Annotated in this window: 20 protein-coding genes; 11 read left to right on the top strand and 9 right to left on the bottom strand. The window is 63.3% G+C overall.

Annotated features, from left to right (window positions below; genetic code table 11):
* Nucleotides 1–14 precede the first annotated feature (14 nt).
* From UP09_RS33375 to UP09_RS33360, 4 genes are all read left to right on the top strand, one after another.
* Complete coding sequence (locus UP09_RS33375; protein WP_044542531.1) at nt 15–395, top strand: hypothetical protein; 381 nt, start codon at nt 15–17, stop codon at nt 393–395.
* Nucleotides 396–605: 210 nt separating this feature from the next.
* Nucleotides 606–1,355, top strand: a complete 750-nt coding sequence (recO, locus tag UP09_RS33370) for a DNA repair protein RecO (RefSeq protein ID WP_044542530.1) — start codon at nt 606–608, stop codon at nt 1,353–1,355.
* A 72-nt stretch (nt 1,356–1,427) separates the two neighbouring features.
* On the top strand, nt 1,428–3,683 hold the full coding sequence (parC, locus tag UP09_RS33365; protein WP_044542529.1) for a DNA topoisomerase IV subunit A: 2,256 nt from the start codon (nt 1,428–1,430) through the stop codon (nt 3,681–3,683).
* A gap of 91 nt (nt 3,684–3,774) precedes the next feature.
* A complete protein-coding gene (locus tag UP09_RS33360) occupies nt 3,775–4,725 on the top strand; it encodes a cation diffusion facilitator family transporter (RefSeq protein ID WP_044542528.1) in 951 nt (316 codons plus the stop codon).
* A gap of 346 nt (nt 4,726–5,071) precedes the next feature.
* Here UP09_RS33360 and UP09_RS33355 read toward each other — a convergent pair whose 3' ends face one another.
* Complete coding sequence (locus tag UP09_RS33355; protein ID WP_349643935.1) at nt 5,072–5,224, bottom strand: hypothetical protein; 153 nt, start codon at nt 5,222–5,224, stop codon at nt 5,072–5,074.
* A 248-nt stretch (nt 5,225–5,472) separates the two neighbouring features.
* On the opposite strand from UP09_RS33355, the gene UP09_RS33350 reads away from it, so the two are divergent.
* On the top strand, nt 5,473–6,732 hold the full coding sequence (locus UP09_RS33350; RefSeq protein ID WP_044542526.1) for an adenylate/guanylate cyclase domain-containing protein: 1,260 nt from the start codon (nt 5,473–5,475) through the stop codon (nt 6,730–6,732).
* A 131-nt stretch (nt 6,733–6,863) separates the two neighbouring features.
* On the opposite strand, the gene UP09_RS33345 is transcribed toward UP09_RS33350, so the two are convergent.
* The 4 genes from UP09_RS33345 to UP09_RS33330 all read right to left on the bottom strand — a co-directional run bounded on the left by UP09_RS33345 (nt 6,864) and on the right by UP09_RS33330 (nt 11,802).
* Nucleotides 6,864–8,108, bottom strand: coding sequence for an MFS transporter (locus tag UP09_RS33345; RefSeq protein WP_044542525.1), 1,245 nt, complete (start codon nt 8,106–8,108; stop codon nt 6,864–6,866).
* A 140-nt stretch (nt 8,109–8,248) separates the two neighbouring features.
* Nucleotides 8,249–10,009, bottom strand: coding sequence for a flotillin family protein (locus tag UP09_RS33340; RefSeq protein WP_044542524.1), 1,761 nt, complete (start codon nt 10,007–10,009; stop codon nt 8,249–8,251).
* A gap of 3 nt (nt 10,010–10,012) precedes the next feature.
* On the bottom strand, nt 10,013–10,675 hold the full coding sequence (locus UP09_RS33335; RefSeq protein WP_044542522.1) for an OB-fold-containig protein: 663 nt from the start codon (nt 10,673–10,675) through the stop codon (nt 10,013–10,015).
* Nucleotides 10,672–11,802, bottom strand: coding sequence for a PspA/IM30 family protein (locus UP09_RS33330; protein ID WP_082070379.1), 1,131 nt, complete (start codon nt 11,800–11,802; stop codon nt 10,672–10,674). The genes UP09_RS33335 and UP09_RS33330 overlap by 4 nt, the downstream gene beginning before the upstream one ends.
* 121 nt (nt 11,803–11,923) lie before the next feature.
* Here UP09_RS33330 and UP09_RS33325 point away from each other — a divergent pair, with 121 nt between their 5' ends.
* Complete coding sequence (locus UP09_RS33325) at nt 11,924–13,294, top strand: Nramp family divalent metal transporter (protein WP_044542520.1); 1,371 nt, start codon at nt 11,924–11,926, stop codon at nt 13,292–13,294.
* 10 nt (nt 13,295–13,304) lie between these two features.
* Here UP09_RS33325 and UP09_RS33320 read toward each other — a convergent pair whose 3' ends face one another.
* The 3 genes from UP09_RS33320 to hemB all read right to left on the bottom strand — a co-directional run bounded on the left by UP09_RS33320 (nt 13,305) and on the right by hemB (nt 15,919).
* Complete coding sequence (locus UP09_RS33320) at nt 13,305–14,081, bottom strand: arginyltransferase (RefSeq protein WP_044542519.1); 777 nt, start codon at nt 14,079–14,081, stop codon at nt 13,305–13,307.
* Between the two features lie 85 nt (nt 14,082–14,166).
* A complete protein-coding gene (locus tag UP09_RS33315) occupies nt 14,167–14,715 on the bottom strand; it encodes an RDD family protein (protein ID WP_044542518.1) in 549 nt (182 codons plus the stop codon).
* 130 nt (nt 14,716–14,845) lie between these two features.
* Nucleotides 14,846–15,919, bottom strand: coding sequence for a porphobilinogen synthase (hemB, locus tag UP09_RS33310; protein WP_044542517.1), 1,074 nt, complete (start codon nt 15,917–15,919; stop codon nt 14,846–14,848).
* 198 nt (nt 15,920–16,117) lie between these two features.
* Here hemB and UP09_RS33305 point away from each other — a divergent pair, with 198 nt between their 5' ends.
* The 5 genes from UP09_RS33305 (at nt 16,118) to UP09_RS33285 (ending at nt 19,582) form a co-directional block, all read left to right on the top strand.
* Nucleotides 16,118–16,591 carry a DUF6163 family protein gene (locus tag UP09_RS33305; RefSeq protein ID WP_044542516.1) on the top strand — a complete coding sequence of 158 codons (474 nt, stop codon included), beginning with the start codon at nt 16,118–16,120 and terminating at the stop codon, nt 16,589–16,591.
* A 661-nt stretch (nt 16,592–17,252) separates the two neighbouring features.
* The gene (gene ldtR / locus UP09_RS33300; protein ID WP_044542515.1) at nt 17,253–17,771 is read left to right on the top strand and encodes a transcriptional regulator LdtR; all 519 of its coding nucleotides are present in this window, start codon (nt 17,253–17,255) and stop codon (nt 17,769–17,771) included.
* 213 nt (nt 17,772–17,984) lie between these two features.
* Nucleotides 17,985–18,215 carry a hypothetical protein gene (locus tag UP09_RS33295; protein ID WP_044542749.1) on the top strand — a complete coding sequence of 77 codons (231 nt, stop codon included), beginning with the start codon at nt 17,985–17,987 and terminating at the stop codon, nt 18,213–18,215.
* 20 nt (nt 18,216–18,235) lie between these two features.
* Nucleotides 18,236–18,457, top strand: coding sequence for a hypothetical protein (locus UP09_RS33290; RefSeq protein ID WP_044542514.1), 222 nt, complete (start codon nt 18,236–18,238; stop codon nt 18,455–18,457).
* A 771-nt stretch (nt 18,458–19,228) separates the two neighbouring features.
* Nucleotides 19,229–19,582, top strand: coding sequence for a hypothetical protein (locus tag UP09_RS33285; RefSeq protein WP_044542513.1), 354 nt, complete (start codon nt 19,229–19,231; stop codon nt 19,580–19,582).
* A gap of 243 nt (nt 19,583–19,825) precedes the next feature.
* Here UP09_RS33285 and UP09_RS33280 read toward each other — a convergent pair whose 3' ends face one another.
* Entirely contained in the window at nt 19,826–22,981 is a 3,156-nt protein-coding gene (locus UP09_RS33280) for a PAS domain-containing hybrid sensor histidine kinase/response regulator (RefSeq protein WP_156164898.1), read from the bottom strand.
* Between the last annotated feature and the right edge of the window lie 57 nt (nt 22,982–23,038).

Genomic DNA, 23,038 nt, shown 5'->3' with positions numbered 1-23,038 from the left:
AGTCGGCGTCTGCGATGAACCTGCCCAGAAACGTGTTTTGGTTTGAAGTGCTGCTCTATTCGTCGCTGACGCTGGACGCGCTGTCGGTTGCGCTTGCGGACCGCACGCCCACCGAGGCGAGGACCGAACAGATGATCACGGGCGACACGCTGATAGCGGGTGTCATGATCCTGGTCTTGATGTATTTCGTCTGGCTTGCCGCGCAGCGCCGCAAGAACTGGCCACGCTGGGCGCTGGTTGCGGCGTTGGTGCTGTCGGTGATCTCGCTGGTGCAGGTGATCGGGGACCTCGGCCTGGAGCTCGACAGCGGCATCGAGGTGGTGTCCTGCATCGTGACCACGGCCGGGCTGTATTTCTCCTTCACCGGCGACGCCCAGGGCTGGTTCAACGCGTGAGGTTGGCGGTCACTCCGGGGCGCTGCCAAATATCGAAAACAACCCCATGCAAAGTAGCCGGTGGCGGCCGGCGCTCGTCCAGGCAACTTGACACGTCGGGCAACTCAGCCTTACACTTCCAATATTCCGAAATGCTGTGAGCGCCTCCGCGCTCGAAATGACGGCGCATGGTGACTGCGCGGTGCGCTAGAATCCTGTAGTCTCTCTTTCATGGAATGGACCGATGAAGGCATCGTGCTGGGGGTGCGGCGGCATGGCGAATCCTCCGCCATCGTCGAACTCCTGACGCGCGAGCACGGCCGCCATCTCGGCCTGGTGCGCGGCGGCGCCGGCTCGCGGATGCGGCCGCTGCTGCAGCCGGGCAACAGCGTGACCGCGGTGTGGCGGGCGCGGCTCGACGAGCATCTCGGCATGTACGCGTTGGAGGGCACGCGGCTGCGTGCGGCGACGCTGCTCGCCTCGTCGCACGCGGTCTATGGCGTGACGCATCTGGCCGCGCTGGCCAGGCTGTTGCCGGAGCGCGATCCGCATCAAGACATCTACGAGATGCTGCAGGGGACGCTCGACGATTTCGACGATTCCGACGTCGCCGCGGTGCATCTGATCCGGTTCGAGCTCGCAATGCTGGCCGAGCTCGGCTTCGGGCTCGACCTCGACAATTGTGCGGCAACGGGTGCGACGACCGAACTGGTCTACGTCTCGCCGAAATCCGGCGGCGCCGTGTCGCGCGCAGCCGGCGAGCCGTGGCAAGACCGCCTGCTGCCGTTGCCGGCCTTCCTGCGCGAAGGCGCGGACGGCGCGAATGCCCTCTCGGAGCAGGACCTGCGCGATGGTTTCCAGATCACCGGCATGTTCCTGCTCCGCAATGTGCTGGAGCCACGCGGGCAGGGCCATTCCGACGCCCGCGACGGATTTATCAACGCCGTGACCAAGCCGCGGACGCGGGCCGCGGTCCCGTAAGGATGATTCGCAACCTAAATTGCCGGTGATTCGCGGCTTGCCCGATTCACCGCCAGGGTTTAACGCCTCCCCATGGGAAAACGACAGGTACCGCCGGAAGAGCCGGCTGAAATCCACGAGGTCGGACTGCGTGATGCGCTCGAGGAGCGCTATCTCGCCTATGCGCTCTCGACCATCATGCACCGCGCACTGCCGGACGCCCGCGACGGGCTGAAGCCGGTGCATCGGCGTATCCTTTACGGGATGCGGCTGTTGCGGCTCGATCCGGGCACCGCGTTCAAGAAATCGGCTAAAATCGTCGGCGACGTGATGGGCTCGTTCCATCCGCATGGCGACCAGGCGATCTATGACGCCATGGTGCGGCTGGCGCAGGATTTCTCCTCGCGCTACCCGCTGGTCGACGGCCAGGGCAATTTCGGCAATATCGACGGCGATAATCCCGCCGCCTACCGCTACACCGAAGCGCGCATGACCGAGGTCGCGCGGCTGCTGCTGGACGGTATCGACGAAGACGGTGTCGAATTCCGCGCCAATTACGACGGCCAGACCAAAGAGCCGGTGGTGCTACCGGGCGGCTTTCCGAACCTGCTCGCCAACGGCTCGCAAGGCATCGCGGTCGGCATGGCGACCTCGATCCCGCCGCACAACGTCGCCGAACTCTGCGATGCCGCATTGCATCTGATCGAGAAGCCCGACGCCAAGTCGAAGGCGCTCTTGAGGTGGGTCAAGGGCCCGGATTTCCCGACCGGCGGCATCGTCGTCGATTCCAAGGAATCGATCATCGAGGCCTATATGACGGGCCGCGGCTCGTTCCGTACCCGCGCGCGCTGGACGCAGGAGGAGGGGTCCCGCGGCACCTGGATCGTCGTCATTACCGAGATTCCGTGGCTGGTGCAGAAGTCGCGGCTCGTCGAGAAGATCGCCGAGCTCCTCAACGAGAAGAAGCTGCCGCTGGTCGGCGACATCAGAGACGAATCGGCAGAAGACATCCGCCTCGTCATCGAGCCGAAATCGCGCACCGTCGATCCCGCGTTGATGATGGAGTCGCTGTTCCGGCTGAGCGAGCTGGAAAGCAAGATCTCGCTGAACCTCAACGTGCTGATCAAGGGCCGCATTCCGAAGGTAGTCGGCCTCGCCGAGTGCCTGCGCGAATGGCTCGACCATCTGCGCGACGTGCTGATCCGCCGCTCCAACTTCCGCAAGGGCGAAATCGAGCATCGGCTCGAGATTCTCGGCGGCCAGCTGATCGCCTATCTGAACCTCGACAAGGTGATCAAGATCATCCGCACCGAGGACGAACCCAAGCCGGCGCTGATCAAGGCGTTCAAGCTCACCGAAGTCCAGGCCGAGGCCATCCTCAACATGCGCCTGCGCAATCTGCGCCGGCTCGATGAAATGCAGATCCAGGGCGAGGAGAAGGAGCTGCGCAAGGAGCTGAAGGGCATCGAAGGCATGCTCGGCTCCGAGGCCCAGCAATGGGCCAAGGTCGGCGAGCAGGTCACCAAGGTCCGCGATATTTTCGGGCCGAAGACGCCGCTCGGCAAGCGCCGGACCACTTTTGCCGACGCGCCCGAGCATGACCTCGCCGCGATCGAGGAAGCCTTTGTCGAGCGCGAGCCCTGTACAATTGTGATCTCCGAGAAGGGCTGGGTGCGGACGCTGAAGGGCCATGTCGAGGATCTCTCGGGCCTTGCCTTCAAGACCGACGACAAACTCGAACACGCCTTCTTCGCCGAAACCACCTCGAAGCTGCTGCTGTTCGCCACCAACGGCAAATTCTATTCGCTCGACGTCGCAAAACTGCCGGGCGGCCGCGGCCATGGCGAACCGATCCGCATGCACATCGAGCTGGAGCAGGACGCGTCGATCGTCTCGCTGTTCGTCAATAAGGGCGAGCGCAAGTTCCTGATCGCGAGCAGCGAGGGCCAGGGTTTTGTCGTCAAGGAAGAGGACTGCGTCGGCAACACCCGCAAGGGCAAGCAGGTGCTCAATGTCGAGATGCCGAACGAGGCCTGTGCCATCACGACCGTGGTCGGCGATACTGTCGCCGTGATCGGCACCAATCACAAGATGGTGGTGTTTGGTCTCGACGATGTGCCGGAAATGGCGCGCGGCCGTGGCGTGCGGCTGCAGAAATACACCAGCGCGTCGCTCTCCGATGTCGCGGTGTTCGATGCCAAGGCCGGCCTGACTTGGAAGGATTCCGCGGGCCGCGAGCACAGCATGACCATGAAGGAACTGGCCGACTGGCGCGGCAACCGCGCTGATGCCGGCCGGCTCGCGCACGGCCTGCCGAAGTCGAACAAGTTCAACCGCGGCTTGGAGTAGTTGAATCGTAGCCCGGATAGCTCCATCCGGGTTACGGTTTCGGCGCGCGTGGTGTGATAGTATCCATATTTCGCCGCGCTATAACGCTGCCATGGCGCACAATCACGATCACGACCATCACAACGATCACGACCATTCTCATTCCCATGGTCATGCCGGGCATAGCCACGCGCCCGCCAGTTTCGGCAGGGCGTTTGCGATCGGCGCGTCGCTGAATGCGGCGTTCGTCGTTGCCGAGCTGATCTTCGGCTACTCCGCCAACTCGCTGGCGCTGGTGTCGGACGCCGTTCACAATCTCTCCGACGTGATCGCGTTGCTGCTGGCCTGGGGCGGGGCGTGGCTGGCGGGCAAGCGGCCGACCGACACCCATACCTACGGCTATCGCCGCGCGTCGATCCTGGCCGCTCTGTTCAATGCGGGGCTGTTGCTGATCGCGGTCGGCGGCATCGCGGTCGAGGCGATCAACCGGTTTCGCGAGCCGGCGGAGGTGGCGAGCTGGACCGTGGTCTGGGTCGCGGCGTTCGGTATCCTCATCAACGGCGGCACGGCATTGTTATTCATGCGTGGCCGTGATTCGGACCTCAATGTTCGCGGCGCCTATCTGCATATGGCGGCGGATGCCGGCGTCTCGTTCGGTGTCGTGGTCGCAGCACTCCTGATCATGGCGACCGGCTGGCAGTGGCTCGATCCGGCGATCAGCCTCGCCATCGCCGTCGTCGTGCTGGTGAGCGGCTGGGAGTTGGCACGCGACAGCGTCAATCTGGCGCTCGACGCGGTGCCGAGGGGCATCGATCTGAAGGTGGTCAGGGACTATCTGGCGACGATCGAGGGCGTCACCGAGGTGCACGATCTGCATATCTGGGCGATGAGCACCAGCGAGACCGCGCTGACCGCGCATCTGGTCCGCCCCGGCGGCCATGACGACGCCTTCCTGCACGAGGTCTGTGCGGAGCTGTCGCACCGCTTCAGCATCCATCACGCGACGCTGCAGGTCGAGATCAGCAGCGAGACCTGCCGGCTGGCGCCGGCGGAGCTGGTGTAGCGGGCAACGAGCTGTATCGCATGCGCATTGAATGCCAGGCGGCCCGGCCCGATTGGGGACGACGGGCTAGGGCATGATGAGATTAGGTTGGATTGGTAGCCACGATGGCAGTGCACTCCGTCTCCCGCTTGCGGGGGGAGGTCCGTCGCAGGGGGCGCGGCCAAAATATCGAAAACAACCCCATGCAAAGTAGCCGGCGTTCGACACCGCAACTTGACACGTCGGGCAACTCAACGGTATTCTTCCATTATTCCGAAATCATGAATAACGCCCCTCGCCCCGCCCGCAAGCGGAGAGGTGCAGCCAAGTCTGCGGCGCGACCGATTCAACCTGACTTCATCTTGCTCTAGCTGTGCGGCACGGAAGGCGCGGTGACCGATGGCGGCGCGGGGGTGTGCTTCGGCTTCAGGCTGCCGGCGTAGAACGACGCGGTGAAGATCAGGATCAGGGCGACCAGATAGACCCCATAGGATTGCGGCGGGGTGGTCGCCCATTGCATGAAGCGTCGGATAGGGGTGGGCGGGTCGGTCTCGTTGTCCATGCCGTTTTGTGCGCGAAAGTCGGCGCAAAGGGAAGCCGGAAATCACAGCTCGGAGCGAGCCGCGTGTCCTGTGCGGAATCGTGAGTTGGCAGGGCTTGCATTGTCATATTGGCGTCCGCATCTGTCCCACGCTCGCCCGTCACGCTTGGGGTTGGCATGCAACGACAAGTCTTCCTCCTGCACGAATTGCCCGGCATAATCCGCTCATGGAACTGACGCCCCGATTGCGCCTGATGAATTGGCTGGTCCGCCAGGGTCTGACGGGCCTGCCCGAAAATGACCTCCTGCGCGGCTTCTGCGAGCGCTGCCGGGCCGCGGGGATGCCGCTGTCGCGCGCGATCGTCTTTATCGATACGCTGCATCCGATTTTCGAGGGGCGCGGCTTCCGCTGGAACGACGGCGTGACCAACGAGGCCGATGTCTTCGAATACGGCTCGACCAGCACGGGCGACGCCAACCAGAACTGGCGGCGGTCGGCCTTCTATCACATGCTCGAAAACGGCCACGAGGAGATGTTGATCGATCTCGCCGACTCTGCCTCGCTCGATTTTTCGGTGATCGGCGAGCTCGCGGAAAAGGGTTACAAGCATATGGCCGCTTTCGTGCACCGCTTCGGCGAAGCCGGCACGATCGGGGAGATGGACTGCTTCTATTCCTACTGGACCACGCGGCATTCTGATGGTTTCGACGAGAACCACATGGCTGCGTTGCGCGATCTGGTGCCGGTGCTCGGGCTCGCGGTCAAATCGGCGGCGCAGGTCGAGATCGCCCGCACGCTCGGGCGGGTCTATCTCGGCCGCGACACCGCGGAGCAGGTGCTGCGCGGACGCATGCAGCGCGGCACCACCGAGAAGATCAAGGCCGTGCTGTGGTACTCCGACGTCCGCGGCTCGACTGCGATCAGCGAGAGCATCGGGCCGGACGAGATCATCCCGTTCCTCAACGACTATGCGCAGGCCTCGATCGACGCGATCCACGACGCCGGCGGCGAGGTGCTGAAGTTGATCGGCGACGGCGTGCTGGCGATGTTCACCAACGAGAACATGGCGATCGCCAAGCGCGGGGCGCTGCGCGCCGAGCACCAGTTCCGCCGCAACCTGGACGCGCTGAACGCCCGCCGCGCCGGCGAGGGGCGGCCGACCACGACGGCTTATGTTGGCCTCCATGTCGGCCAGGTCTTCTATGGCAATATCGGCAGCGAGGACCGGCTCGATTTCACGGTGGTCGGACCTACCGTCAACGAGGTCAGCCGGATCGCTTCGATGTGCGCCTCGGTCGACCGCGATTTGCTGACGTCGACCGCCTTTCGCGCCGGGCTCGATGCCGTAGGGCGAAGCCATCTGGTCTCGACCGGCCGCTTCGTGCTGCGCGGTATCAGCCAGGCACAGGATCTCTACACGCTCGATCCGGCGATTGCCGCCGACGAAGTTGTCGGCGGCAAGTACGAGCGGTACCTGGCGAGCTAGGCTCTCATCGCCATTGCGAGCGAAGCGAAGCAATCCATCTTGCCACTTGCGGAAGTATGGATTGCTTCGTCGCGGAGCCTGTCATCGGGCGCGCATTCGCGCGACCCGTTGGCTCCTCGCAATGACGCACTTCAACACCGCGCCGGCTCGCCGACCATGTCGGGCTGCCGCGTCAGCGATACCGCAGGCGACATCAGGATCACCAGCGCCTGGACGGCGAAGATCGCAGCCGCAAGGTAGAGGCACGATTCGGCGCCGTAGAGGCCGCCGACAACAGCGCCGAGCGCGGAGCCGATCGGGCGGGCGCCGTAGCTCATGATGTTGATCGCCGAGACCCGGCCGAGCAGCGAGGGCGGCGTCACCGATTGCCGCAGCGTGGTGGTCGAGATCACCCACAGGATCGGGCCGACACCGAGCAGGAAGAAGCCGAGGCCCGCGAGCAGCGGCGACGGAAACCATGTCGTCAGCGCCATCACGGCCGCGGCCACGAAGCCGGTCACCGGACCGAGCCCGATCACGGTGCCGAACGCCAGCCGCCGCATCACGCGGGTCGCAAGCAGCGCGCCGACCACCATGCCGACGCCGTACATCGCCAGCGTCGTGCCGACGCCGATTGCCGTGAGTCCGAGATGGCGCACAGCATAGGGCACGAACACGGCGAGCAGCAGGAACGAGGCGGTGTTGAAGATGAACTGGGTGATGAACACCGGCCGCAGCAAGGCGTGATGCAGCACGAAGGCGGCGCCTTCCTTGATGTCCTGCAGCGGATGGCGCTGCGGCGCGGGCTGGCGCGCCGGCTCATAGATGCCGGCCAGCAGCACGACCGCGATCGCCGACAGCGCCGCGGCGAAACCGAACGCGGGTGCTGCGCCGAGCCAGCCGACCAGCACGCCGCCGAGCGCGGGCCCGCTGGCAAACGCGATTGTGCGTGCGAGTTCGATGCGGGCGTTCGCCGCTGGCAATTGTTTTGGCGTCACCAGCGACGGCACCAGCGCGGGTGCGGCGACGCTGTAGGCGACCGTGCCACAGACCGCGATGAAGCCGAGCAAAGCGAGCAATGGCAGCGTCATCAGGCCTAGCCAAAGCAGCGCCAGGATCGCCGCGAGCGCGGCTGCCCGCAGCGCCTCGGAACCTGCCATCACCCAACGCCGTGAGACGCGGTCGGCGAGCAGGCCCGCAGGGATCGCGAACAGGATAAAGGGCAGCGTCAGTGCCGTTTGCAGCATGCCGGTCTGACCTTCGCCGACACCGAGCACCAGCACGGCGACAATCGGCGCGGCTGCAAGTGCAACCTGCTCGGCCGATTGCGCGGCGAGGTTGGACCAGGCCAGGCGGTTGAAGGTGGCGGGTAGCGAAGGTGTCGTGTCGGCGGACATAGCGGAATCCTGTGAAATTCGATCTGCCATAGTGTGTGATCGGAAGACGCTCGATCCCACCCGTTTCCCGACAACAAAGAGACCCGCCGCAGAATTGCGACGGGCCTCTTCAATCCGACGGTCAAAGCCTGTTCAGTCCGTCATGGCGATTTGGGACCCGCGGCGAGGTGACCGGTTATCGTGCCGGCCAGCGAGGTTGGCGGGATATGGTCGCCGCTCGTGGGCGCTTCTACAGGGACCTCGGCTTTCCGTTGCGCGAGCGCGCTGGTCAGGCTGGTCAGTGCATCAGGTCCGGCCGGGAAACCCGCCTCGGAAAGGATCTTGTCGATCATCGGCTTGAATGCCGAGACCGACAGCAGCTGCGCGGCGAGGCCGTCGCCGAGGCCAAGGCCGCCATTGCCGCCGCCATTGACTGCGCCGTTGCCGCCGCGGCCGAGCAGGCCGCCGGTGTCGAAGATCCGGATATCGGAAATCTTCTCGATCGGCTTGACCGCTTCGGCGAGCGCGCTCGGGATGATGTTGATGCGCGCGAGGTTGAGATCGTAGTCGATCATCGTGGGGCTCAGCCTGTTGCGCGCCTCCGCCTTCAACGTCGCGACTCCGGCTTCCGCCTCGCCGAGCGCCTTGACGCCGGCGGCGCGGGTGGTTGCGGCATTGGCGTCGGCTTTCGCGAGCACGTTGGTGGCCTCGGCCTTGTTGGCCGCAGCCTGCTTTTCGGCTTCCGCCATCACGGTGATCGGCATCGCGTTGGTCTCGGCGACCTTGCGCGCGGCGATCACGTTGATGATCTTGTCGCGTTCGGCAACCTCGGTGGCGCGGGCGGTGATGACCTTTTCCTCGGCCGCGATCGCCAGCGCACGCGCAGTCTCGGCGATGGTCTGCGCTTCGGATTGTTCCTTGTTCTTGGTGGCGACGACGATCGCGGCTTCCTGCGCCACGATCTGCAGATCACGCTCCATTTCGGTAGTACGGCGCTTGACCGCGAGATCGGCCTCGATCTTTCTGGTGTCGCGGCCCTGATTGGCTTCGGTCTGCTTGTTGGCGACCGCGAGCTCCTGCTGGATGCGGTATTCGGCTTCGTTCTGCAGGGCGGTTTGTTCCACCTGCGCGGTCTGCGCTCGCATCGCCGCGGTCTTGTTGGCGATATCGCGCTGCTGCGCCAGTTCCGCGTCGCGCTTGGTGGTCTCGATCGTCAGCGTGGTCTGGCGCGCAACCAGATCCTGCTGGGCGATCGTCACCTCGGTGGTGCGAACGATCTGGTTGCGCTCCTGCTCACGCTCCTTGGTGATCTTGGTCAGGGTGGTCAGACCATGGGCGTCAAAGAAATTGCTTGGGTTGAAATGCTTGATGTCGCTCTGGTCGAGCCGCGTCAGCGACACCGATTCCAGCTCGAGACCATTGTTCTGGATGTCGGCGCCGACCGCGTCCTGCACCGCCTTGACGAAGGTGGCACGCTGCTCCTGCAGATCCTCGAGGTTCATGGTGGCGGCGACGGAGCGCAGGCCGTCCACGAACTTGGCCTCGACCAGCTCGCGCAGCTCGGCCGCGTCATTGGTGCGGTTGCCGAGCGTTTGCGCGGCCAGCGCGATCGACGAACTGTCGGGTTTGACGCGGAGATAGAATTCGGCGCCGATATCAACGCGCATGCGGTCCTTGGTGATCAGCGAGTCAGGTCCGCCGCGGGCGACCTCGAGCCGCAGCGTCTTCAGGTTCACCGCGGCGGTCGAGTGGAAGATCGGCAGCACGAGCGAACCGCCGTCGAGCACGACCTTCTGGCCGCCGAGGCCGGTGCGCACATAGGCCTCATCGCGTGTCGAGCGCTTGTAGAGTTTTGCGAAGAGGAGACCGATGACGAGGATGGCGGCGACGCCAATGGCGACGGGTATTGCAAGTTCCCACATGTGTTATGCCCTGTTGGAAGATTGTTGTTGTTCAATGAGGTCGGCGGGAGCGGTAATCGCAATGAAACTTTTGGCGTCGCGGTCGACCAGCAGGACGCTGGCACCGACCGGCAACGCCTCGGAATCGTGGCTGGCACGCGCCGACACAGTGTGCCAATTGCCGAAGACATCCTTGAGACGGACGCGGCCGGGCAGGCCCTGATCGAGCGGGCCGACCGAGACGGTCGCGACTTGGCCTACGAAGTCGCTTTCGCTGACCGCATAGCTTTCGTCGCGCGGGATGATGCGGGCGAGGCCGCGGCTTGCATTCCTGATCAGGGGAATGCTGCCGGCAGCTGCGGCCAACGCAGCAATCGAAACCGGGATGGCGGTGCCGACGGCATGCGCCAGGCCCTGGAGGAGAAAGCCTCCGATCGAGAACACACCAAGTATCAGGATGATCAGGATCAGGAGGGGAAGCCGTCCGGCGTTGATCCAGAGAAACAGGCCACTGAGAGCATTGTGGCTCTCGGCCTCGACCGCGAAATCCTTGCCGATGAATTCGCTGATCGAAAGTCCGATCATGGTGGTCAGCAGTTCGATACCGCCAAGCGCCACCATGATCGCAGCCGCGACCGCGAAGGGCCGCACGTCGGAGGCGAGCAGAATGTCGCCAACTGCACTCATTGTTGTGACTTGATCCTTTCAAGCCGCGCCGCGATTTCCTTTTCGCGGTGCAGGCGATCGAGTTCGTCGAGCTCCTTGTCACCGAGCACGCTGGAAGCGGGAACGCCGGTCACCCGTGCGATCGCCGCCATGGCACGCTCAGTACTTAATGTATTGGTCGCTGCTGGACCCCGACTGGTTTCGTGCTGGGTCTCTCGAATCAGACTTTGTTCGAGATCGGTTAATCGCGCCTCGGCCTCGCGCCGAGCGCCAAGCATGGCCTGCAAGGCCTTGGTCTGCTCGTCGATTTCGAGCTCGATGAAATCCGTCGCGCGTTCGAGCGCGATCCCCTGGGATTCCAGATCAATTTGCCGTGCGACGCCGGCGCGCGCGAGGTCCTCGCGATTTTCCGCGATTGCGAGACGAATTTTCTCGTTAAGACCGGTAGTTTCGGTATCCAGTTCTTCGCGCCGCTTCCTGAGGCGGAATTCTTCGGCGCGCGATTTGCCGAGCGCGTAGCGTGCCTCGTCGGCGCCGGCGTCGATCTCGCGGATCGCCTGTTTGACCAGCGCGACCTTGTTGTTGGCCTCGGCGTTGTCGATGGTCTGGCTTGCGATGGCGGCAAGAAGCCGGCCCATGCGCGCAAGGATGCCTTCGTGAAGCATGGTCTTCTCCTCCGGTTGTGCAGATTTGGATTTGACGGCGATGTGGATTTCGTAGCCGCGTCCATCCGAGACCAGATGCGCCGGAAAGGGGCTTTCCCAGCCCGAGACATATCCCGGCACGTCGAACGGCACCAAGACGCGCCCGCTGACAGTGCTAATGGTCAGTGAAGTTGGACCCTTGATCGCAAACAACTTGTCGTCGAGCGGTATCCGGCGGACGTCTGCGCCTGCCATGTAGCCGGCGCGGTCACGCAGGCCGAGCGTGACCAGCCGCGCGGGCAGGCCGGTCTCCCGGCGTATTCTCTCGTAGGCCTGCGCGTGCAGCGAGACGAGATTGGCGCCGACAGGGGCGACCTCGGCCAGTATCGCCATCATCCGGTCATAGGCGGCCAGCGTCGCTTCGATCGCCTCGGTGCCCGATGGGTCGGGTGCGAGGGCGTAGCGCAGCGTTGCGGTCGGCGTCTCGACGGGCAGCTTGATCATGCATCTAACGTAAAGCACTTCCTCAGTGCTTTACAAGGCGCATAGCTGGTATCATTTTCGTGAGCCTAGATGCAGTTGCAAATGAGTTGCATTAACGCGCGAGCTCGGTCACCTTGACCCCATGGATGCACGATCACCCAAACTACATGCTGTCCCCCAAGCCCCGCCGTACGCCACTGGCTGGCGCGGTGACGCCGGCCATGCGCGCAGCCTGCCCGAGGTGAATTCCACGGTCGCGGTGCCCACCGGCGGCCTATGGTGGCGCCGGCTGCTGGCCTTCGCCGGTCCGGGCTATCTGGTGTCGGTCGGCTACATGGACCCCGGCAACTGGGCCACCGACATCGCTGGCGGCTCGAAGTTCGGCTACACGCTGCTGTCGGTCATCCTGCTGTCGAACCTGATGGCGATCCTGCTGCAGGCGCTTTCAGCAAGGCTCGGCATCGCCACCGACCGCGACCTGGCGCAGGCCTGCCGCGCGACCTATTCGCGCCCGGTGAATTTCCTGCTGTGGCTTGGCTGCGAAATCGCAATCATCGCCTGCGACCTTGCCGAGGTGATCGGTACGGCAATTGCGCTGAAACTGTTGTTCGGTATCCCGCTGATCGGCGGCGCGCTGTTGGCTGCCCTCGACGCGTTCCTGCTGCTGCTGCTGATGAACCGCGGCTTCCGTTTCCTCGAAGCCTTCGTGATCGCGCTTCTGATCGTGATCGCGGTCTGCTTCGCGGTCCAGATTGCCGCCGCCGCGCCGCCGATCGCCGGAGTGCTCGGCGGCTTCATGCCGACGCGCGAGATCGTCACCAATCCGGAGATGCTCTACATCGCGATCGGCATCATCGGCGCCACCGTGATGCCGCATAATCTCTATCTGCACTCCTCGATCGTGCAGACCCGTGCCTATCCGCGCACCGAGGAGGGACGGCGCGATGCGATCAAATGGGCGACGGCCGACTCCACCATCGCGTTGATGCTGGCGCTGTTCGTCAATGCCGCGATCCTGGTTCTGGCGGCGGCGACGTTCCACAAGAGCGGCCATTCCGACGTGGCCGAGATCGACCAGGCCTTTGAACTGCTATCGCCGCTGCTCGGCCTCGGCATCGCCTCGACGCTGTTTGCCATAGCCCTGCTGGCATCCGGCCTCAACTCGACGGTGACAGCGACGCTGGCCGGCCAGATCGTGATGCAGGGCTTTCTCGACCTGCGGCTGCCGGACTGGGCGCAGCGGCTGGTGACGCGGGGCATCGCGATCGTCCCGGTCGTCGTCGTCGCCGCGCTCTACGGCGAGAGCGGCACCGCACGGCTCCTGGTGTTCAGCCAGGTCGTGCTGTCGATGCAGCTGCCTTTCGCGGTGATCCCGCTGGTGCGCTTCGTGTCCGACAAGCGCAAGATGGGCGCGTTCGCGATCTCGGTGCCGGTTGCCGCTGTAGCGTGGATCGTGGCCGGCCTGATCGTGATCCTCAATGTGAAGCTGCTGATCGATACCTTCTCCGGCTGAGGCCGGACGATCAATCCTGCGGCTCGGACAGCACTTCGCCTGAGGCTTCGACGCGGAGCCAGCCGCTCGGCGCGAGGCGCTGCTGCGGCAGGAAGCGGCCCTTGTAGTCCATCTTCTTGGACCCCTCGATCCAGTAGCCGAGATAGACGTACGGAAGGCCCTGCCGGCGGGCGCGGGCGATGTGGTCGAGGATCATGAAGGTGCCGAGGGAGCGGGCATCCTGCGACGGCTCGAAGAACGAGTAGACCATCGAAAGCCCGTCGCTGAGCACGTCCGTCAGCGCCACGGCGATCAGCTCGTCGCCGCGGCCGGTGATGCCGCTGTCGATGTTGCGCTTGCGGTATTCGATGATGCGGGTCTCGACATGGCTGTCCTCGACCATCATGGCGTAGTCGAGCACCGTCATGTCGGCCATGCCGCCATTGCGGTGGCGCCGGTCGAGATAGGCGCGGAAGACCGAATATTGCTCCGACGTCGGCACCGCGTTGCGCTGCTCGCCGATGATGTCGGCGTTGCGGGCCATGACCTTGCGGAAGTTGCGGGAGGGCCGGAATTCGTTGGCGACCACCCGGACCGAGACGCAGGCCCGGCACTGGTCGCAGGCCGGGCGGTAGGCGATCGACTGGCTGCGGCGGAAGCCGCCATGGGTCAGCAAGTCGTTGAGATCGCCGGCTTTGTCGCCGACCAGATGCGTAAACACCTTGCGCTCATGCCGGCCCGGCAGATAAGGGCAGGGCGAGGGCGCCGTCAGGTAAAACTGCGGGGTGTCACGCGAGTGCTGGGTCACGTCAGATCGTCAGGCTCCACTACAATACAGGCAGCCAAGTCAGCATCGCCCCCCGGAGGCTAACGGTCAATTGGTTTAGGCGGGCCTAATAGGCCCGCGCCGCCGGCGTTACCTGGGTCCGGACCGAGCTGTTGATAATGACGGTTCCGAGGATGATGTCGTGCAGCAGCCTGCGGCGGCCGTTGAACAGGCCGATCAGCAGCACCAGCGGCGACAGGAACGAGACCGACGCCCAGAACAGCACCGCATGGGTAGCGCCAAGCACGAAATAGCCCGGCGCGCCGTACCAGGTGCGGAGTTCCAGATCCATCATCCGCATGCCGATGGTGGCGGAGTGTGGCCCGCCGATCGAGGAGCCGTAATAGACGATCGCCCAGACGACGGAGGCGGGCCAGACCAGCCAGAACAGCGCCCAGCCGAGGCCGAGCGTGACCACGCCGAACAGGGCGATGAAGATCTTTGCGAGGATCACCGGGACGACCAGCACCACGAGGTCGATCAGGAACGCAAACACCCGCCGCGTCAGCACGCCGCGGAACAGGTCCGGCTGTTCCCAGGGATCGAACGCATGCGGAGGAACGCCGCTGCCGTTGCGCCAGGTGCCGCCGTCATTGCCCGAACCGCTGTAAGACATGACCAACCTCCGATGAACGTCCCGCGCAGGACATGGGAGCCAGCTTTGCGGCCGCAAGCCCGCGCGAACATTAACAAGCCGACATATTCCGGCGATTCCGCGGCTGGTCGGGCGCGAATACCGGGCGACGTCAGCGCTCCGCCTTGATCCTCTCCGCGGCCTTCGGTGCGAAATAGGTCAAAATGCCATCGGCGCCGGCGCGCTTGAAGCCGACTAGGCTTTCCATCATCGCGCGTTCGCCGTCGATCCAGCCATTGGCGGCGGCGCCGGCGATCATCGCGTATTCGCCCGACACCTGGTAGACGAAGGTCGGCATCGCAAACGTGTCCTTTACGCGCCTGAGGATGTCGAGATAGGGCATGCCCGGCTTCACCATCACCATGTCGGCGCCCTCGGCGATGTCGAGCTCGACCTCGCGCAACGCCTCGTCGGAATTGGCGCTGTCCATCTGATAGGTGCGCTTGTCGCCGGTGAGCGTCTTGGCCGAGCCGATCGCGTCGCGGAACGGACCGTAGAAGGCGGAGGCGTATTTCGCCGCATAGGACATGATCTGCACGTCGACGAAGCCGTTGTCGTCGAGCGCCTGGCGGATCGCGCCGACCCGGCCGTCCATCATGTCCGACGGCGCGATCACGTCGCAGCCGGCTGCGGCCTGTGTCAGCGCCTGCTTGACCAGCACCGCGACGGTCTCGTCGTTGAGGATCTTGCCGCCTTCGATCAGTCCGTCATGGCCATGGCTGGTGAAGGGGTCGAGGGCGACGTCGCAGAGCACGCCGATCTCGGGAAATTCCTTCTTGATCGCACGCACCGCCTGGCAGACCAGATTGTCGGGATTGAGCGCCTCCGATCCGTGCTCGTCGCGCAGCGACGGCTCGGTGAAGGGGAACAGCGCGATGCAGGGGATATTGAGTTTTGCCGCGCGCTCGGCGTCGCGGACGATCTGGTCGACGGTGAGCCGTTCCACGCCGGGCATCGAGGCCACCGGCGTGCGGGTGTTGCGGCCGTCGACCACGAACATCGGCCAGATCAGGTCGTCGGTCGTCAACACGTTCTCGCGAACCAGCCGGCGCGCCCATTCCGACTTGCGGTTGCGGCGCGGGCGGACTGCAAGGTCGAGCGCCGGCGCGGCGAGGGGGGTCTGTCGCTCGGTCTGGCGTCGCGGCGCGTCGCGCATCTCGATCGGACGCCCAAATTTGATCGCCATTTGTCTCTCTCCTTGGCGGCAGGCCGATTGGACCTGATATAATTCCAATCTAGCACCTTTAAGGGCGCGCCGTCATTGCGCCCCTTATTGCGCCCCTTGGCGCCCCTGATTTGACGCAACGGCAATTGATTTTGGCCCCCCGGCGGGCCAAGACTGCGGCCATGGACCCCTCTTTGCAGCCTCTCGGCGGCGATTCGCATGTCTGACACCTCTGCGCGCGACCAGGCGCGGGACCAGACGCGGGACAATGCCATCCCGGCTGGCAGCATCTCGTCGGATCGTATTGAGCCGGACGAGAATGCGTGGACGCGGCGGCTCGTCATCTTCCTGCGCATCATGGCGGTCGTGTCGATCGCCAAGGGACTCTATCACTGGGCCCAGGTGACCGGCTTCGTCGGCGGTGAGGAGGAGGCCTTCGAGAACCAGTCGATGGCCTGGCAGACCGCCACGATCTATTTCGCGGTGATCGAACTCGTCGCCGCCGTCGGGCTGTGGCTCGCGACCCCCTGGGGCGCTGTGGTGTGGTTGACCACTGTGGTCTCGATGGCGGTCATCGAGCTGATGTTTCCCGGTATCTATGGCGGCAGCCTCACGGTGGTTGCGTTCGAGGCCGTGATGCTTGCGGCCTATCTCGCGCTCGCATGGATGGCGGCGCGTGAACGGCCGCCATAGGGCTGTGCGTCGCTGATCCGATTCAGTGTGGCCGCGTTGCGACAGCGTGGAGGAATCCGGCTCGCGATTGTCAATATCATGTCGTGGGTGCGCGCACTGAGAAGACAGCATCGCTCGCTCTGCTAGGTCTGTGTCACAGACCGCGTGCTGCACCGAGACATCCCATCTTGAAGCGCGTATCTGCGGGACCGCCGCCGGGACCGTTTTCCGGTTCTCGGCAGATTTGTCAGCCGGCGTTGTGTCGGTCGGCGGCGGGACCGTTTGTTCGGGGAGCCGCCGCGCAACGCCGCCGTTACGCGCGAGGCGTGCAGAATCCGCGACGCGATCCCGTAAGATTTTCCAAGATTGTTCCGGTAACCGTTCGGTCACTGGTAAGGGTTCCCTCATACCCGTTACCTCACCGTTTCGAATTCAAACGAAGCTGTTTCCGAATGCGACAGGGCAGGCAGACGAAGCGTGAACAACGCCTCCACACCGTCAATGAAAAGTTGCGAAAAGCCCTTGATCTACAGGCTTAATCCACGATTCACTCTCTTAAATTCATGATCTCTTTATTGTCTTATTTAAGCTGATCTTCAAACGGCCCCCTTAAGTTGCAGCTATCGGGCGGGACACAAGTTTCGTCGAATAAGTCGATAAAAACGACAACAGGGGAAGTGTCATGATGAAAGCCGTTGCGACAACGGCGGTGGAAGCCGCCGATCGCGCTGCCGGTCAAGCTCCGGTGCAGCCGCTCTATCTCGAAGCACTGACTTTGGTGGAGCGGCTGCATCGCCGGCTGCTCGACGTCATCAAGGACGAGTTTGATCGCCGCGGTCGCGCCGACATCAATTCGGTGCAGGCGCTGCTCCTCTACAACATCGGCGACAAGGAACTGACCGCCGGCGAGCTGCGCACCCGCGGCTACTATCTCGGCTCCAACGTCTCCTACAATCTGAAGAAGCTCGTCGAGCTCGGCTTCCTCGATCATCAGCGCTCGCGCGTCGATCGCCGCTCGGTTCGTATTCGTCTGACCTCGCAAGGCCAGGAAGTCCGCAAGATCGTCGACGCGCTTTATCAGAAGCACGTCAAGACGGTCGAGCAGGTCGGCGGCATCTCGAACGAGGAGTTCGCCAGCCTCAACAAGTCGCTGCACCGCCTCGAGCGGTTCTGGACCGACCAGATCCTGTATCGCCTCTGAGCCTTTCTGCCTTCTTCGCTTCTTCTTCGCTTCTTCTTCGCCTTCTGGCCAAGCCGGCGGTTCAAAAAGACCGGCAGCCACCGACCTCCAGACAAGCGCATCGGTTGTGCCCGGCCGGTGCGTTTTGCCGTTTGTGCACTTGCGAAAAAAAGGCCCAGGTCGCGGGAACCAAAGCGCCGTCTCCAGTCTTATTGGTCGCGGAGAGCCGTGATCGTGATGATCGAGCGTGGATTGCAGGTGCTGAATGTCGAGGTGGTGGGCGACGCCTACGCCATCGCGTCCAATTACCTGCGCAAGTCCGGCACCATCCCCGACACTTTCTCCACCAACGAGCGCCTGCTCGGGATCATCGTGAAGCTGTTTCATAACGGCGCGACGAACCGTATCCGCCTTGCCAACAAGGCGATCGCCAGATTCGAAGCCGAGACGCTGGTTCTCGCTTGACTGACACCCCGGAGACATCAATGGACGCCGCCATCGACCGCATCATGCAGACCTACGATCTGCTGCTCAATCGCACGACCGCCGCAAGCGAGGAGGCGAGGGGGAAGGTGACAGATTATGTGCGGATGCTGTTCGAGGCCGGCGAGAAGGATACCCACCGGCTCACCGTGTGCGGCCTGACCTATCTGCGCCAGCTCGACGGCAGCACGGATCATGTGAAGGCCGGGTATACCGGGCTGTAGGGTTCTCCGCGCGTCGCGCAATCTCACCTGTCGTCTCTGCGAGCGATAAACCGCGTTTGCGTGCAGCAATATCGGTGTCGTCCCTGCGAAAGCAGGGACCCATACGCCGCGGCGGATGTTGTGAATGGGACTCGTCATTCGAGCGTTGCGCACTAATCAACATCGGTGGTTATGGGTCCCTGCTTTCGCAGGGACGACACTGAATGTGCGGCGCGGCTTGTGGGTCATGCTTCCGCATTCTCGCGACATCATTTGTCCGAGCTTTGCATTTCGTTTGCCCTCTCTTTGACCAGAGGGCGCAGGGAAAGCCGGGTGCCGATCGCACCCATGGGCCCGGTGCAACAAAAAGCACCGGGGTAGGACCACAGGTGTAACCGGGAACTCCGGCTTTCCCTGCGCGATGGGTTACGGCTTATACGTGCTCTCCCCGGTGAGACTGGGCTTTCTTGTCACCGCCCTCGCAAAGACGCTTTCGCGCACTTCGCGAGGAGACACCTACCACCAGGGCGTCAGGCCTGCACGACTTCACCGTCCGCTGGATTGCGCACTCGTCTGTTGCGCAATCGGCGTCCACCGCATCCCACCGCGCGTTCGTGACGTGCGCTCGCCCCTCAATCGGGTGGGACGGGCACATCCATACACTGAGCTGTCCTTCGGATAAAGCGAAATATTTTTCTCGATGGGGCTTGCCATGTCGGGCAACTCAGAGGTAGGGGCGACCCATGAAGTGGGTGTAACATGTCGCCCATTCTCCGATGTCGGGATTGATCCATGATCCGGGCCCGCAGCCTATCAGTCGTCGTGGTTGTCTTCGGCATCGTCGCGGAGTGCGGCACCGCGTCTGCCGACGATGCGCCTGCTGCCACGCCATCGCCGGGCGCCGTCAGAAAATGCGTGGATATGGACGGCCGCGAATTTTACTGGGGCTGGAGCAACGTGCCTTTTGCAAGCACTTGCTCAAGCGAGGCCGCCTCAGGCGAGCCTGCGCAGAAGGCCAATGCCTGCCGCGCCAGTTGCAGCGATCGCCTGGGGGCGTGCTTCCCGACGGCACCGGACAAGAAGGAGGTCGATGCGTGTTTCGACCGGCTGGAAAGTTGCCAAGCGTCGTGCGCTGAGAAGAACTAGGCTTGGGCGCGTCTGATGTCTGCTTGTCCCTCAACTGCTGCGCAAAAGCGGACCTTGCCGGAGGTCGCAGTAGGGCCAACAACGGAAGTAACCAAACGTCAAGCCGGCGGCACGCTCTGGACAATGTGAGAGGCCGGCGTCAGACGAAGCGGCATCGTGTAAGTCGAAATACTCCTTTGGTGCAATATCGGTATTTCTCAATCTTTTGCATAGGCCAGATTGGGCTTTGAGATTGGGTGCGGGCTAGTTGGAAGTGGTCTCAACACCATCGAGATAGATGGACAATGCACCGACCCACTTGCGTGACGCATCGGTATCGGCGCTCTCGGCAGCCAGTTCAATGGATCGGCCGATGTCAGTAATGGCCTGGAATCCAAACATGCCCCCTGAGCCCATCATCTGGTGTCCCAGACTCGTCACAGTCTCGAAGTCAACCCGATCCAGGGCATCCAACATCACGACGACATTCTGCTTGCAGTTCCGCAGATACGCGGGAATCCGGATTGCGGATTTGGATTTGGCCCTCAAACGGATCAGATCCATCCGGTTGCTTTCCTCTTCCGATGACGAAGGAGCGACTATGGAGTGCTCCCTGATCGCTCGCAACAGCACCTCTTGTTTGATGGGTTTCGTCAAAAAGGCCGTGCACCCCGCCGCCATGCACATTTCTCGGTCGCCCTTCAAGGCGGAGGCCGTCAGTGCAACGATCGGTGTGGGCGGCCGACCGTTCGCCTGCTCCCACGCTCGAATCGTCCGCGTCGCGGTCAAGCCATCCATGACCGGCATCTGTCGATCCATCAGGACAAGGTCGTAGTGACCGAGTTCAAACATTTTGCAGGCGATGGCCCCAGTCTCGGCGATTTCAACCCGGTACGGCGTGCCCTCGAGATAGGCCATCGTGATGATGCAGTTGTCGGGAGAGTCCTCCGCCAGAAGGATTCGTAGCGCGGGCAGCGGCAGCTCCAGATCCGTACCGACCGGCACGGCCACCGGCCGATCGGCCGTGGCCCAGATCTCGAATGGCACGGCGAAGGCAAACACGCTGCCCGCCCCGACCTCGCTTTCGACCCAGATGCGTCCGCCCATCAGTTCCACCAAGCGCTTCGAAATCGTGAGCCCCAGCCCCGAGCCCCCGAACCTGCGCGTTGTGGATGAGTCGGCCTGTGTGAAACGTTCAAACACCTGGCCCAATTTCTCGTCCGAGATGCCGATGCCGGTGTCCGAAATTGTGAACCGCAATGCGGTTGGAATGGAGGGGTCCGCACCCGGCTCAACGCGCAGGGACACTTCGCCCGATTGCGTGAACTTGATCGCGTTGCCAAGCAAATTAAGCAACACCTGCCGCAGCCGTGTCGGGTCGCCGACCAGATCGGTGGGCACGCTCGGCGCGATCTTGCACACCAGGGCCAGCCCTTTTTCATTGGCCCGAGCCGCCACCATCTCCATCACTTTCTCCAGGTGGTCGTTCAACGAGAAGCCCGTCCGTTCCAGCTCGAGCTGCGAGGCTTCGACCTTGGAGAGATCGAGGATGTCGTTGATGAGATTCAGCAGGTTGTCGCCGGCGCGGCGGAAGATCTGCACATACTTGTCTTGCTCCGGGGAGAGAGCGGTCTTCGCCAGCAGATCCGCGATGTCCATGATCGCATTCATCGGCGTTCGGATCTCATGACTCATGCTCGCCAGAAAATCCGACTTGGTCTGGCTTGCGCTCTCAGCACTCGCCTTGGCCTGCTGCAATTCCGCCTCCACCCGCTTGCGCTCCGTGACGTCGCGCGCTGCCGCGAAGACGCCCTGCAGCGTACGGTTTCGGTCGTAAAAGGTGGTCGCGTTGTAGGACACTACCGTCTCCTTGCCGTCGCGGGCACGCGCCGTCAGCTCGTAGTCGGTGACCGACTTTTCGCTCAGCACGAGCTTGATCGCCGCCTCGGCCCGCTCTGGATCGGTGAAGTAATCCTTGAACGGCGCGCCGATCAGCTCGTCACGCGTGCAATCAGTCAGCGACTCCATCTGCTTGTTGACGTCGGTGATGATACCGGAAGGATCGGTGGTCATGATCGCATCGATGTTGGATTCGATCAGTGAGCGGGTGTAGAATTGCTGGTCGCGCAGGCGCTGATCGAGCTTTTTTTGCTCGGCTTCGACCAGCTTGCGCGCGGTGTTGTCGGTGCCGATCAACAGATAGCCGATGATGGCGTCCTGCGCGTCGCGCAGCGCCGTGACGGACACTACCGCCGGGAACCGGCTGCCGTCCTTGCGGATGTAGGTCAGCTCGTAGATGTCCTCGATCCCGCGCGAGGCCTTGAACACCAGGGCCTCGAATCCTGGCGTGATTGAGGTTGCGAGTTCGACGCTCAGCGCTTTGGCGCGCGCGATCAGTTCCTGCGGATCAGAAATGTCAGCCGGCGTGATCTTGTTCATCACGTCGGCGGCCGCGTAACCAAGCATCCGCTCGGCGCCGACGTTGAAGATCTGGATAACACCCTTCGCGTCGGTGGCGATGCTCGAGAAGTTCGCACTGTTGAAGATCGCGCTCTGCAGGGCCCCCGCCTTGAGCTCGGTACCGATCAACAGATAGCCGATGATGACATCCTGTGCGTCGCGCAGCGCCGTGACAGACACCACCGCCGGGAACCGGCTGCCGTCCTTGCGGATGTAGGTCAACTCGTAGATGTCCTCGATCCCGCGCGAGGCCTTGAACACCAGGGCCTCGAAGCCCGGCGTAATAGGGGTGCCAAACTCGAGACTCAGGGCGTTAGCCCGCGCGATCAGCTCCGGCGGATCGGAAATGTCAGCTGGCGTGATCTTGTTCATCACTTCGGCGGCCGTGTAGCCAAGCATCCGCTCGGCGCCAACATTGAAGATCTGGATGACACCCTTCGCGTCGGTGGCGATGCTGGAGAAGTTGGCGCTGTTGAAGATCGCGCTCTGCAGGGCACCCGCCTTGAGCAGCGTTTCTTCCGCCTGCTGGCGCGCGGTGTTGTCGGTGCCGATCAACAGATAGCCGATGATGGCATCCTGCGCGTCGCGCAGCGCCGTGACAGACACCACCGCGCCGAACCGGCTCCCACCCTTGCGGATGTAAGTCAGCTCGTAGATGTCCTCGATCCCGCGCGCGGCCTTGAACACCAGGGCCTCGAAACCTGGCGTAATCGGGGTGCCAAACTCGAGACTCAGCGCTTTGGCCCGCGCGATCAGCTCCGGCGGATCGGAAATGTCAGCCGGCGTGATCTTGTTCATCACTTCGGCGGCCGTGTAGCCAAGCATCCGCTCGGCGCCGACGTTGAAGATCTGGATGACCCCCTTTGCGTCGGTGGCGATGCTGGAGAAGTTGGCACTGTTGAAGATCGCGCTCTGCAGGGCACCGATTCTCGCGCCCGTCTCGTCGTTTCTATTGAACACGGTATCCCCGCACCTAGCTGATCGATTGCGCGAGAATCGCGGCTATCGTAGCTCTTC

The organism is Bradyrhizobium sp. LTSP885 (genome assembly GCF_000938305.1).
Lineage (GTDB): Bacteria > Pseudomonadota > Alphaproteobacteria > Rhizobiales > Xanthobacteraceae > Bradyrhizobium.
Note: the sequence above shows the minus strand (reverse complement) of the source record. Positions and strands in the feature narration are given on the sequence as shown.

Excerpts from the sequence above, each read along its gene's own strand:
- UP09_RS33350 (WP_044542526.1), top strand. The coding sequence starts at position 5,473 with ATGGAACTGACGCCCCGATTGCGCCTGATGAATTGGCTGGTCCGCCAG.
- UP09_RS33325 (WP_044542520.1), top strand. The coding sequence starts at position 11,924 with ATGGATGCACGATCACCCAAACTACATGCTGTCCCCCAAGCCCCGCCG.
- UP09_RS33285 (WP_044542513.1), top strand. The coding sequence starts at position 19,229 with ATGATCCGGGCCCGCAGCCTATCAGTCGTCGTGGTTGTCTTCGGCATC.
- UP09_RS33340 (WP_044542524.1), bottom strand. The coding sequence starts at position 10,009 with ATGTGGGAACTTGCAATACCCGTCGCCATTGGCGTCGCCGCCATCCTC.
- UP09_RS33315 (WP_044542518.1), bottom strand. The coding sequence starts at position 14,715 with ATGTCTTACAGCGGTTCGGGCAATGACGGCGGCACCTGGCGCAACGGC.
- hemB (WP_044542517.1), bottom strand. The coding sequence starts at position 15,919 with ATGGCGATCAAATTTGGGCGTCCGATCGAGATGCGCGACGCGCCGCGA.
- UP09_RS33360 (WP_044542528.1), top strand. The coding sequence starts at position 3,775 with ATGGCGCACAATCACGATCACGACCATCACAACGATCACGACCATTCT.
- recO (WP_044542530.1), top strand. The coding sequence starts at position 606 with ATGGAATGGACCGATGAAGGCATCGTGCTGGGGGTGCGGCGGCATGGC.
- UP09_RS33305 (WP_044542516.1), top strand. The coding sequence starts at position 16,118 with ATGTCTGACACCTCTGCGCGCGACCAGGCGCGGGACCAGACGCGGGAC.
- UP09_RS33330 (WP_082070379.1), bottom strand. The coding sequence starts at position 11,802 with ATGATCAAGCTGCCCGTCGAGACGCCGACCGCAACGCTGCGCTACGCC.
- UP09_RS33335 (WP_044542522.1), bottom strand. The coding sequence starts at position 10,675 with ATGAGTGCAGTTGGCGACATTCTGCTCGCCTCCGACGTGCGGCCCTTC.
- UP09_RS33345 (WP_044542525.1), bottom strand. The coding sequence starts at position 8,108 with ATGTCCGCCGACACGACACCTTCGCTACCCGCCACCTTCAACCGCCTG.
- parC (WP_044542529.1), top strand. The coding sequence starts at position 1,428 with ATGGGAAAACGACAGGTACCGCCGGAAGAGCCGGCTGAAATCCACGAG.
- UP09_RS33355 (WP_349643935.1), bottom strand. The coding sequence starts at position 5,224 with ATGCAATGGGCGACCACCCCGCCGCAATCCTATGGGGTCTATCTGGTC.
- ldtR (WP_044542515.1), top strand. The coding sequence starts at position 17,253 with ATGATGAAAGCCGTTGCGACAACGGCGGTGGAAGCCGCCGATCGCGCT.
- UP09_RS33375 (WP_044542531.1), top strand. The coding sequence starts at position 15 with ATGAACCTGCCCAGAAACGTGTTTTGGTTTGAAGTGCTGCTCTATTCG.
- UP09_RS33290 (WP_044542514.1), top strand. The coding sequence starts at position 18,236 with ATGGACGCCGCCATCGACCGCATCATGCAGACCTACGATCTGCTGCTC.